The 11929-nt window shown below is 38.5% G+C and carries 5 protein-coding genes and 4 pseudogenes; 1 reads left to right on the top strand and 8 read right to left on the bottom strand.

The features are described 5' to 3' along the window. Positions 1–5: 5 nt before the first annotated feature. The 8 genes and pseudogenes from psiE to lexA all read right to left on the bottom strand — a co-directional run bounded on the left by psiE (position 6) and on the right by lexA (position 9253). Positions 6–425: a phosphate-starvation-inducible protein PsiE gene (gene psiE / locus AC6H0A_RS07775; protein WP_005641027.1), complete on the bottom strand. Its 420-nt coding sequence runs from the start codon at positions 423–425 to the stop codon at positions 6–8. Positions 426–511: 86 nt separating this feature from the next. Further along, positions 512–766 (bottom strand): annotated as a pseudogene (locus AC6H0A_RS07770) (transposase); the annotation flags it as partial. A gap of 183 nt (positions 767–949) precedes the next feature. Next, positions 950–2128, bottom strand: a complete 1179-nt coding sequence (locus AC6H0A_RS07765; RefSeq protein WP_070047029.1) for an HNH endonuclease family protein — start codon at positions 2126–2128, stop codon at positions 950–952. Beyond that, a pseudogene (locus AC6H0A_RS07760) lies at positions 2095–2640 on the bottom strand (GmrSD restriction endonuclease domain-containing protein); the annotation flags it as partial. The pseudogene AC6H0A_RS07760 and the gene AC6H0A_RS07765, both read right to left, overlap by 34 nt. A 189-nt stretch (positions 2641–2829) precedes the next feature. Beyond that, a pseudogene (locus AC6H0A_RS07755) lies at positions 2830–3449 on the bottom strand (YkgB family protein). Between the two features lie 189 nt (positions 3450–3638). Next, positions 3639–7532: pseudogene (purL, locus tag AC6H0A_RS07750) on the bottom strand (phosphoribosylformylglycinamidine synthase). A gap of 130 nt (positions 7533–7662) precedes the next feature. Continuing rightward, a complete protein-coding gene (gene dapF / locus AC6H0A_RS07745) occupies positions 7663–8487 on the bottom strand; it encodes a diaminopimelate epimerase (protein WP_005640866.1) in 825 nt (274 codons plus the stop codon). 142 nt (positions 8488–8629) lie between these two features. Next, positions 8630–9253, bottom strand: coding sequence for a transcriptional repressor LexA (gene lexA / locus AC6H0A_RS07740; RefSeq protein WP_005632942.1), 624 nt, complete (start codon positions 9251–9253; stop codon positions 8630–8632). 174 nt (positions 9254–9427) lie between these two features. Here lexA and plsB point away from each other — a divergent pair, with 174 nt between their 5' ends. Next, positions 9428–11857 carry a glycerol-3-phosphate 1-O-acyltransferase PlsB gene (gene plsB / locus AC6H0A_RS07735; RefSeq protein ID WP_179230791.1) on the top strand — a complete coding sequence of 810 codons (2430 nt, stop codon included), beginning with the start codon at positions 9428–9430 and terminating at the stop codon, positions 11855–11857. The last annotated feature ends 72 nt before the right edge of the window (positions 11858–11929 follow it).

Genomic DNA, 11929 nt, shown 5'->3' with positions numbered 1-11929 from the left:
TAAAGCTATATATTTTTCAGTTTATTAGAATATAACACCAAACAAAGTGCGATCACCATAATCAAAATTGCACCTGCAAATAAGATGGTATCCACCGAGCTTTCATGATTAACAATGATTAAACGCAACATCGCGGTGATCCCAGCATAAATAAAATAGCGCAAAGGGAAGTGATAGCCACTTTTAAAATACTGCACAATCAAACCAATAAACCCGAAATATAAGAAAAACATCACTGCTTGTTCAGCCACGTTATAAGGCACCACAGCCGAAGTATTAAGCACCATCATTGCTAAAGTATAAGTAATTTTTCCAAGGGCAATGATGAGTACAATCGCCAACGTAATCAATGCCGTGCAAAGCACGATTTTCAATACACCAGTAATAATTCGTGGTAATTTTTCTAATTCTGGAGATTCTTCCATTTTTATTCCTTACAGCAAAAATCAAAGGTTCGTATTCTAATGCAATATTGTAAAGTTGGTCAAAGTCATTTGGAAAAATAAAGCGTGGCGGAATTAGAAAAGTCTATTGTTTTTAGGATTTCAATTTCTTTCTTTTTCATCTTTGGCTTCATTATTTTCAGTGTTTTAAGGTTTGTATAAGGCGATTTTACGCCATCAAGCCCTCTTTTCCGAAATGCTTTTAGCCAATAAATGATGAGACCATGGGAAGTTTTATAAAGTTTCGCCACCTCACGGATACCATAATCCTGTTCGGTGACGAGTTTGATAATTTTCAAACGAAATTGATAAGAGTAGGATATAATCTGCACCTCAAATTAGGCGTCCAGGTTTTGGGGGGCAGATCAAAAAGTGGCCAAAATTCGTTATGATTCTTGACCGCTACTTCTCTGTTCCTTTATCAAATTAATAATGCATGTTTCTCTGCATGAATTCGTAGCTAATCATATGTAAAGAAACAGTGCTTTTACAAGTCACATTGTAGACTACTTCATGCCAAAAGTAGTAATAATAGAATTATAAAACTGACTAGCCAACTCTTTTGCTCGTTTTTCAGAAGATTTCTGATCCCAACCTGCACTATTTCTATACTTAGAAACAAAATCTCTAACTATCTCTAATTCTGACTCCTCAAATAATTTTAATTTAGCTTTAAAACTTTTCGAATCACATTTTGAGTTGATTTCTGGTCCTAAGGGTATAAGGTTACCTATTCTATGCTCCCAAGCTTTCTTAGCACTTCCTTTTATTTGAGATTGCGGAGTAATATGTTCTAAACTCATATTGTTTATAGATAATTCTCTAGTATTTCGATACACAAACATCTCAAGATGCATAAATATAAGGTTAATCGTTTCTTTATCTTTTAAGAAAGAGAGTTTCGTAAACTTATCTAAAACAAGAGATTCTAGTATTAGTTTTAGTTTTTCTTTAAGTTTCGCCTCTAACTCTCTTATAATTGTTACTATTTCTTTATTATCTCCTGTGCATTTATAAATTCTTCTGGCATATGTAGCATAGCTTATTTCTAGACCTGATTTAGGAGAGGATGTTATTTCAGAATGAATAAAATGAAATATTGATATTTTATTAAGAATATCTTTTAAATTTTTTAAACTGATTCTTTTATTATTCCACAACTGAAGCAATACAAGAATTAACGGTCTTGCTATTTTAATATTAAAAACCTCTAGTTTTTTTAGCGACTCATAAATCTCCTTATGCTCCAAATTCTTCCAGTCTTCTTTATTAGGTAATGCTATCTTTAGATACTGTTGTGATGAATTTAATAAGTCGAGTAAAAACTCATTATATTTTTCTTCACTGCATTCCACCTCATCTAGAAAACTTCCATAAATATCAGACTCAGAATCTCTCTTGTACTTTGCATTCCAATACTGATAGAAAAAGTAGGTTAATGTTTCATTTTTAATACTCTGAATATTTTCTTTTATACTAATCCAACTTTCCTTTGCAAAATCATTGGGATGAGTAGAATCTAAAACAGAAAATAATTCATTTTTTATAAGATCAATATACTCTAACTTTTTTCCTTTAGCATTCAAAGTTTGAAATATCTTTTGCGAATCTTTCTTATTATCTACCGTGATATAAATTGTTTCACATAATTTTAACTGCTCTCGTAAAACCTGCAAAAAAACCAAAGGGTCATTTTTCCATTGCCATTTACTATTTCATCTTTAATTTTATTATAAAAGAAATTATAGGCCTTATTTAACCTCTTATTTTCAAGAGGCGAAAGATCAATACTATGTTTAGATGCTTTATTCTTTTTTCTAAATTGTATTTCATTAGGAAAGAATTCACTATTGTTTTCACTTTTTAATTTAAAAAATGGATCATCATTTGTATCTTTTCCTTCGATGTATCTATAACAGGTATTACTAAATTTTTCGTATTCCTTTCCATTTTGTGCTGTTTTAGCCAATTCATCTCCAATATTAACCAAAGCAGATAAAAAGATAGTTATCGTTGTAATTCTTTGTTGCCCATCAATAATATAATATTTTGAATCTGTATCTTTTATTAAAACTAATGATCCTATAAAATATTCCTTAGCTTTGAATGGGGTACATCCATAATCAATCTGTTCATTAATATCCTCCCAAAATTCCTGGATCTGTTCTTCTTCCCAAGAATATTCTCTTTGATATCTTGGTACAACATACTCTCTCTAAACTTAAGATATCCTGTATAATTTTAGGTTCCGCATTAAAATTCATTATATATTCTCCAATAAAAACAGATAGTAGGTGGAATATTATCTATTTTTTATTATTAGTTTTATATTTTAATAACAAAAAGGCTTGCTGTTTATCCTGGCAAACCTTTTAAAATAACGCAATTAAGCAAATTGTTTTTTATTATTTAAATAGCGTTTTGCACATTCTGCTGCAGCAACTAAGCCACCTGCCATCATAATAATATCTTTAATCACGAGTCGGCCGGCACCTGAGAGATATGGGAAGCCATAATTAGGGGTTGGGAAGTCCCCTCCTAAATTCGGCACCCAGGTTTCTGGCGTAAATATCAGGAACGACAGCGTGACTATCGACATGCCAAAGGTGAGTAAGCCTCCGAATAAACCTAATGTTGGAGACCAAATTCCCGCTAATACTAAAATACCAATGGTCACGATCATCGCGCCAATAATATAAGAAGCCGTATAGGTGCCATTAGCTTTATGCCATTCAATATTTTTTGCGACCATTTTACCTTCAGGGTTTTTATATAAGGTATATTCTTTTACTAAAACACCCTTATCATTTTCTACCATATTCGCTCCATTTTTATAAAGGAAGCTTAAGAAAGGGCTATTTGACACAAAATGTGCTATACCATCTGCTTCATATTGGCAAACTTTTAAGCCACCAATCCAAACCATCACAACACAAATCGCAGTTAATAAATTTGACGTTGCAATGGCGCAACAATATTAGCTAGCAATGTAACTAATGCACTCATTTAGGACTCCTCATATAGTTCAATTGATATTACGGACATAATGTCCAAGAATTTTTATATAAATTATTTACAATATTACTCCCTAATATTGTTGGCATTTTTTTATTACTCAGGTTTACGCAATAAAAAAGAGATACCAACTTGGTAGTATCTCTTATTTTTGATTAATTTTCTGTGAGTAATCTCACATTATTTGAAATTCACTCTCGCATTTCTAAAAATTCGCATCCAAGCACCATCTTCAGACCAATCTTCTGGGTACCATGAGTTGCTCACGGCACGGAATACACGTTCTGGGTGTGGCATCATCGCGGCGATACGACCATCCACGTTAGAAATGGCTGTAATACCTAGTGCCGAACCATTCGGATTGGCAGGATAGGTTTCCGTCACGTTTAAATGGCTGTCGATATATTGTGCCACAATCAAGTTTTGCGCTTGAAGTGCGGTCAAATTCTCAGGTGTTTTGAATTCTACGCGTCCTTCACCATGAGAAACGGCAATCGGCATATGTGAACCCGCCATGCCTTTAAACCACAATGAATTGGTGTCGTTGATCTTCACCATTGCAGCACGCGCTTCAAAACGTTCTGATTTATTACGCACAAAACGTGGTCAATTTTCTGCACCAGGAATAATTTCCGCAAGGGTCGAGATAAATTGACAGCCGTTACATACGCCTAATGAAAGGGTATTTTCATTGGCGAAGAATTGGCTGAATTGATCGCGTAATTGTGGGTTGAACAAAATAGATTTCGCCCAGCCGCCACCTGCGCCTAATACGTCACTGTAAGAGAAGCCACCACAGGCCACCATTGCATTGAAGTCATTCAAGTTGTAATGCCCCGCCATTAAATCGCTCATGTGAACATCAATCGCGGCAAAGCCTGCACGGTCAAAAGCCGCTGCCATTTCAACGTGGCTGTTTACGCCTTGTTCACGTAATACGGCCACTTTTGGTTTCACGCCTTTGCTGATGTATGGCGCGGCAATATCTTCATTCACATCATAGGTTAAGTGAGCGGATAAACCTTTGTTGTCTGTTGCTTTTTTCACTTCAAATTCTTGGTCAGCACATTCTGGGTTATCACGTAAGCGTTGCATTTGGTGAGTGAGTTCTGCCCAAATACCGCGTAATTCAGAGCGTTTTTCGCTTAATAGTTTTTTGCTGCCGCGCGTGATTTCAAAACGATCTTCTAAGCTTACAGAACCGAGTTCATAAGTTAAGCCAAGCAAGTCATGGGCTTTTAATACCTCACGCACTGCGCTTAATTCACTTTCTGATACTTGGATCACCGCACCTAATTCTTCATTGAATAACACGGCTAAATCATTGTCGCCTAATGCCGAAATATCCACATCTACACCACAATTACCCGCAAATGCCATTTCTGCAAGCGTGGTAATTAAACCACCATCAGAACGATCATGGTAAGCCAATAATTTACGCTCTGCTACTAATGCTTGCATTGCATCAAAGAAGTGTTTCAGTTTGGCTGCGTTCACCACATCGGCTGGTTTATCACCTAATTGTTTATACACTTGCGCAAGTGCGGTTGCGCCTAAGCGATTTTTTCTTTCGCCTAAATCAATCAACAATAAGCGGCTAGCGCCTTTGTCTGTGCGTAATTGAGGTGTCACGTTTTTTCGGACATCTTCCACGCGCGCAAAAGATGAAATCACTAAAGAAAGCGGTGCAGTAACGGATTTTTTCTCGCCATTTTCTTCCCAAGTGGTTTTCATCGACATCGAGTCTTTACCCACAGGAATGGTAATACCTAATGCAGGGCAAAGTTCTTCACCTACGGCTTTCACCGCTTCATATAAGCCGGCATCTTCACCACCATGACCCGCTGCAGACATCCAGTTTGCAGAAAGTTTGATACGTTTAATATCGCCAATGTTAGTGCCTGCAATGTTAGTAATGGATTCTGCTACCGCTAAACGTGCAGATGCCCCAAAGTCTAATAATGCCACAGGTGCGCGCTCGCCCATTGCCATGGCTTCGCCGTGATATCTGTCTAATGACGCAGTTGTCACGGCTACATCCGATACAGGAATTTGCCATGGGCCGACCATTTGATCGCGTGCCACCATACCGGTTACCGAACGGTCACCAATGGAGATTAAGAAGGTTTTTTCAGCCACCACCGGTAAGCGTAATACGCGATGGAAAGCTTCTTTTAATTGAATATTTTCCGTTGCAAGCGGTCGATTTTCGACAGTTTTTGACGAAACCTCGCGCATCATTTTCGGGGTTTTGCCTAATAACACATTCATTGGCAAATCAATTGGATTATTGTCAAAATGGCTATCGTGTAAGGTTAAATGTTTCTCTTCCGTTGCCTCACCAATGACCACGAACGGCGCACGCTCACGTTCACAAAGTGCGGTAAATAATTCGAGTTTTTCTGGCGCAACCGCTAAGACATAACGTTCTTGCGATTCGTTACACCAAATTTCTAATGGCGACATGCCTTTTTCATCACAAAGGATGGAGCGTAAATCAAATTTACCGCCACGTTCGCCATCATGCACCAATTCAGGCATCGTATTGGATAAACCGCCAGCGCCCACATCGTGAATAAAGAGAATTGGGTTTTCATCACCTAATTGCCAGCAGCGGTCAATCACCTCTTGGCAGCGGCGTTCCATTTCTGGGTTTTCACGTTGAACAGAGGCAAAATCTAAATCCTCTTTTGATTTACCACTGTCCATGGAAGACGCAGCGCCACCGCCTAAACCGATGTTCATGGCTGGGCCGCCTAATACGATCAATTTCGCACCGACTGGAATTTCGCCTTTTTGAACGTGTTCGCCACGAATGTTACCGATACCGCCCGCTAACATAATCGGCTTGTGATAACCACGCACTTCTTCCCCATTGAAACTGTTGACTTTCTCTTCGTAGGTACGGAAATAACCCAATAACGCAGGGCGACCAAATTCATTGTTAAATGCTGCGCCACCTAATGGACCTTCAATCATAATATCTAAGGCTGAAGCAATACGGTTTGGTTTGGAAAGTGGATTTTCCCAAGGTTGTTCAAAGTTTGGAATGACAAGGTTTGATACGGAGAAACCGGTTAAACCTGCTTTAGGTTTGGCACCACGACCCGTTACCCCTTCGTCACGAATTTCACCGCCTGAACCTGTTGCAGCGCCAGGGAATGGCGAAATTGCGGTTGGGTGGTTGTGGGTTTCCACTTTCATTAAGATATGTGCATCTTCATTGTGATAGCGATATTGTCCATCTTGATCCGCAAAGAAACGGCCGACTTTTGAGCCTTCCATTACCGCAGCATTATCTTTATAGGCTGAAAGCACGAAATCAGGGGTTTTCTCAAAGGTATTTTTAATCATTTTAAATAGGGATTTATCCTGTTTTTTGCCGTCGATAATCCAATCTACATTAAAGATTTTATGGCGGCAGTGCTCAGAGTTGGCTTGCACGAACATATAAAGTTCAATATCGTGTGGATTGCGCCCTAATTGAGTGAAGTTTTCCACCAAATAATCAATTTCATCTTCTGCCAGTGCCAAACCTAATTCTACGTTAGCTGTGACCAAGGCTTCACGTCCGCCTTTTAAAATATCCACGGTTTTGAACGGTTTCGGATCTTGATGGCGGAATAAAATCTCAGCATCTTGTGGATTGCGCACCACCGTTTCCATCATTCGGTCGTGTAAAAGTGCGGTCAATTTTTCAGTTGTTTTTTCATCAAGCGGTTGGCTTAACTCAAAATAATACGCCAAACTACGCTCAATACGCTCCACTTCACTTAAACCACAGTTATGCGCAATATCTGTCGCTTTAGAAGACCAAGAAGAAATGGTGCCGACGCGTGGAATCACGATAAAGGTTTCGCCTTTGGCATCGTGTTCTGCCAAAGTTGGACCATAATGTAACAATGCTTTTAATTTTGCTTCCTGCTCGCTAACAAGCGGTCGATTTAATTCCACAAAATGCAAATATTCCGCGTAAACCGATTTTACCGGTAATTGATTTTGTTGGAATTTTTGCATTAAGCCTTGAATACGGAATTCAGAAAGGGCGGGGGAGCCACGAAAAGTTTGAAACATACGGGTACCTTTGAGTTGTGTTTGAGGTAAAAATCGCGGGCTATTATAAAGGAAAAACACCAAAACGAAAACGTTTGCGTAAATGGGGAATAAAATCCTCATCTTTAATAATTTGATGGGGATAAGAAGATTAAAGGGTTATAAAACCGTCATATACATGGGTTGCTTCGCCAGTCATATAAAGTGGATGACCGATGCCATCCCATTCAATGATTAATGAACCGCCTGGCAAATCGACTTGAACTCGATTGTTCAATAAACCTTGCATAATTCCAACTGCAACAGCTGCACAAGCTCCGCTTCCACAGGCTTGCGTTTCTCCTGCACCACGTTCATAAACTCTAAGTTTAATATGGTCTTTATTGATGATTTGCATAAAACCAGCATTGACACGTTCGGGAAAGCGCTCGTGGCTCTCTAGCAAAGGGCCAAGTTGTTCAACATTTGCTGTTTGAATATCATCTACTTGCACAACACAATGAGGATTTCCCATTGAAACGGCACCACATAATACGGTTTGAATGTCTGTACGTAAGATGTAATTTTTTTCGAATTTATTTGCGGTAAATGGAATTTTTGCTGGCTCCCAAATCGGTTCACCCATATTCACACGAATTTGGTTATCGTCTTTTACCGTTAGAACCATATTGCCTTTTTGCGTGCTAACCGCGATGTCTTTTTTGTTAGTTAGTCCTTTTAATGTCACAAAACGAGCAAAACAGCGGGCACCATTTCCGCATTGCGAAACTTCACTTCCATCAGCATTGAAAATGCGATAATGAAAGTCGAGTTCAGGATCATAAGGTGGCTCGACAAGTAAAAGTTGATCAAAGCCAATTCCACGGTGGCGATCAGCTAAGCGTTGAATGGTTTCTGACGTGAAAAAAACATTTTGAGTAACGCCATCAACCACAACAAAATCGTTGCCTAATCCGTGCATTTTGGAAAACTGCATTTTTCCATCCTTTATTTAAATTCAAGATTGATTGCATTATAGAGAGCGGTAAAAAGAATGGCAAATTCAGAATTTTAGACGAAGAAAAGTGCGCTAAAACACAGGAAATTTTTACCGCACTTTATTCGCTAATTTACTCAGATTACATCCAAGCATTATTGCGAATGATCCCTACGGCAATGCCTTCAATCTCAAAGTTTTCTTGCTCTTCAAGATTTACCACGATTGGATCAAATTCTTCATTTTCTGCGTGTAGATAAATGATAGAACCTTTTTTCTCAAGGCGTTTTACCGTCACTTCATCTTCAATACGGGCAACGACAATTTGTCCATTACGTACATCCTTGGTGCTATGTACAGCTAATAAATCACCATCTAAGATACCAATGTCTTTCATGGATTGACCATAAACTTTGAGTAAGAAATCTGCTTGTGGTTTAAACATATCGGCATCTACGCGATAAGTTGCTTCGATATGTTGTTCTGCGAGAATTGGTTCTCCAGCCGCTACGCGGCCCACGAGTGGTAAACCATCAAATTCTTCATTTGCACTATTGTCTAAAATGCGGATACCCCGAGATGCGCCAGGAATAATTTCAATCGCACCTTTGCGTGAAAGCGCTTTTAAATGTTCTTCAGCCGCGTTGGGGGATTTAAAGCCTAATTCTCGAGAAATTTCGGCTCGTGTTGGTGGCATGCCAGTTGTTTCTAAATGACGTTTTAATAAATCCAACACTTCTTGTTGGCGTGCTGTTAATGGTCTCATATACACTCCTGTTTTTAAATACAGATAACTGGTATTGTATACAGATTATGTGAAGTTGCAATAGTTATTTTTTAAATCTGTGTATTAGGTCACATTCTGCCACTAAATTTTTTAAAGCGGTTGAGATCAGATGTGTTAAAATATTTCAAATTTACAACAAAGAGAAAATTTATCATGGCAAATTTTGTAAATATGTATCGTCAATTATTGAGCTTGCCTCTGTCAGTATTAGTGAAAAATAATCCAATTCCAGCCAATCCGATAGAAGAACTTTCCCTCAATATTCACCAACCTGTTGTTTATGTTTTGCCTTATACCTCTCAAACCGATTTCGTTATTTTCCGTCGAAATTGTTTGGCGTTAGGTTTGCCTGATCCTGCTGAGAAAAATGAAATTGCAGGTGTGAAGTTGCCTCGTTATGTCTATTTAGATGAGGGACGCCGCATTTTTAAATCGAAAGGTGCGAAAGATGAAACCACCACGATCTTCAATAAATACCTCGAATTACACCGCACTTCAGAGAGTTTAGATGTGCAACTTATTCCAGTTTCTGTCCTTTGGGGGCGTTCTCCTGGGCATGAAGATAAATCTGGCTTGCCTAACTTGCGTTTGTTAAATGGCGTGCAAAAAACTTTTGCTGCTATTTGGTTTGGGCGTGATACTTTTGTACGTTTTTCTCAAGCCGTTTCATTACGTTATATGGTGAATGAGCATGGCTCCGATGAAAAAATTGCGCAAAAGCTAGCTCGAGTTGCAAAAATGCATTTTGCTAAACAGCGCATTTCTGCGACAGGTCCGCGTTTACCAAATCTCCAAGCTATGTTTAATAAATTATTGCAATCAGAAGCAATTCAACGCGCGATTGAAGATGAAGCAAAATCGAAAAATATCAGTATTGAAAAAGCGCAAAAAGAAGCGCATAAGATTTTGGATGAAATCGCTGCAGATGTAAGCCATTCAAGTTTACGAGCCGCTGATCGTTTTTTACGTTGGCTTTGGAATAAACTTTATTCTGGTATTGATGTGCAAAATGCAGATCGAGTACGTAAATTAGCACTTGAAGGTCATGAGATTGTTTATGTGCCTTGTCACCGTAGTCATATCGACTATTTATTGCTTTCTTATGTGCTTTATCATCAAGGGCTTGTTCCGCCGCATATCGCAGCAGGAATTAATTTAAATTTCTGGCCTGTGGGTAGAATGTTCCGCAGTTGGGGCGCATTCTTTATTCGCCGCACTTTTAAAGGAAATAGATTATATTCTGCAATCTTCCGCGAATATTTATCAGAGTTATTCCATCGAGGCTATTCTGTAGAATATTTTATTGAGGGGGGGCGTTCGCGCACTGGTCGTTTACTTGCGCCAAAAACGGGCATGATGTCGATGACATTTCAAGCGTTGCAACATAATCAAACTCGTCCAATTTCCGTTGTTCCAGTTTATGTAGGCTATGAGCATGTATTAGAAGTGGATACTTACGCAAAAGAATTGCGTGGCGCAGCGAAAGAAAAAGAAAATGCAGGTTTGGTTATTCGAGTAATAAAAAAATTACGCAATCTTGGTCAAGGTTTTGTGAATTTTGGTGAGCCAATTACGCTTTCAAACTATTTGAGCCAACATTTTCCTGATTGGAAAGAGCAAAATCACGAAGAAAAACCACAGTGGTTTGCTCCTGCAGTTGATTCTGTATCAAAACAGGTGATGGTAAACATTAATAAAGCTGCCGCGGTGAATGCAATGAATTTAGTTGGAACCGCATTACTGTCTTCTCGTCAGCGTGCACTTTCTCGTGAGCAACTTTTAGAACAATTGGCGAGTTACCAACAATTACTACAAAACGTGCCTTATTCCGCAGATGTTGTCTTGCCAACGGCTACGCCTGAAATGATGTTAAATCATGTATTAACGCTTGATCGTGTTGGCGTGTTAGTCGAAAAGGATAACTTTGGGGAAATTGTGCGTTTGGAACGCGCGTCGGCCGTTTTGATGACTTACTATCGCAATAACATTCAACACTTATTTGTATTGCCGTCTTTGGTCGCAAGCATCATTTTGCATTACGAGGCTATTCAAAAAGATTTATTAGTGGAGGCTGTCGGCAAGATTTATCCGTTCTTAAAAGGCGAGTTATTCTTGCACTTTAGTGAAGAAGAGTTAAAAACTCAAATTCACCAAATTATTGATGAATTTGCGCGCCAACAGGTGATTAACTCTAATGATAATTTCTTATCTATCAATAAATCAAAAGTACGTATTTTACAACTTTGGTCTGCTGGAATGCGTGAAATCTTGCAACGTTACTACATTACGGTGACAATTTTGCAAAAACAACCAGATATTTCACGTGCAGAACTGGAAAAAGAAAGCCAACTCGTTGCACAGCGTTTATCTGTGTTACATGGTATTAATGCACCAGAGTTCTTTGATAAAGCCGTCTTTTCTATGTTCATTGCAAATTTGAAAGAGCAAGGTTATTTTGATGAATCAGGCAATGGCAATCTTGAGAAAATAGAATATTTGGCGTCAACGCTTTCTCATTTGATTTCAACGGAAATTTGTCTGACCGTCAAAGGAACGGTTGAAAAAGCAGAAGAGCACGCTTGAGTTAGGTTTAAATTTTAGGAGCATCATTTGATTCTCCTTTTTTATATTAGCTATATAAGAAGTGCAGTGAAT

The organism is Haemophilus sp. THUN1692, assembly GCF_059704395.1.
The sequence above is the reverse complement of the archived record's forward strand: the minus strand, read 5'-3'. Positions and strand labels throughout refer to the sequence as shown.